The following is a 363-nucleotide window of genomic DNA, read 5'->3' on the forward strand; positions in this document are numbered from 1 at the left end:
ACGACTGGCAAGGAATCAATTCCGAGATCTTGAGCTGGAAGAGGGTGATACTGTGATATTTAGCTCTATTGTGATTCCAGGGAATGAAGAGCATATTCATCGTTTGATCGAGCAATTGGAACAGAAAAAGATATCCGTGATTACGAAGTACAACACATCTAGAACGATTCATGCGAGTGGTCACCCAAGTGAGCAAGATTTGCTTGATTTATACGGATGGGTGCAGCCTTCTCTCGTCATTCCAACGCATGGTGAGCAGCTGCATCTTGCTGCTAACGCAAAGGTTGCTAAGCAAGCTAAGGTGCCTCGCCAGATGACAGGCTTTAATGGTGACTTGTTTGAGCTTGTAGGAGCGAAACGCGT

Annotated in this window: 1 protein-coding gene; it reads left to right on the plus strand. The window is 45.7% G+C overall.

Annotation, left to right across the window (positions count from 1 at the left end; all coding sequences use genetic code 11):
• Window positions 1–363 (plus strand): MBL fold metallo-hydrolase RNA specificity domain-containing protein (locus A3738_RS10575; RefSeq protein ID WP_304440096.1); only part of this gene is annotated, 363 nt, incomplete at both ends.

It is taken from the genome of Oleiphilus sp. HI0066 (genome assembly GCF_001635725.1).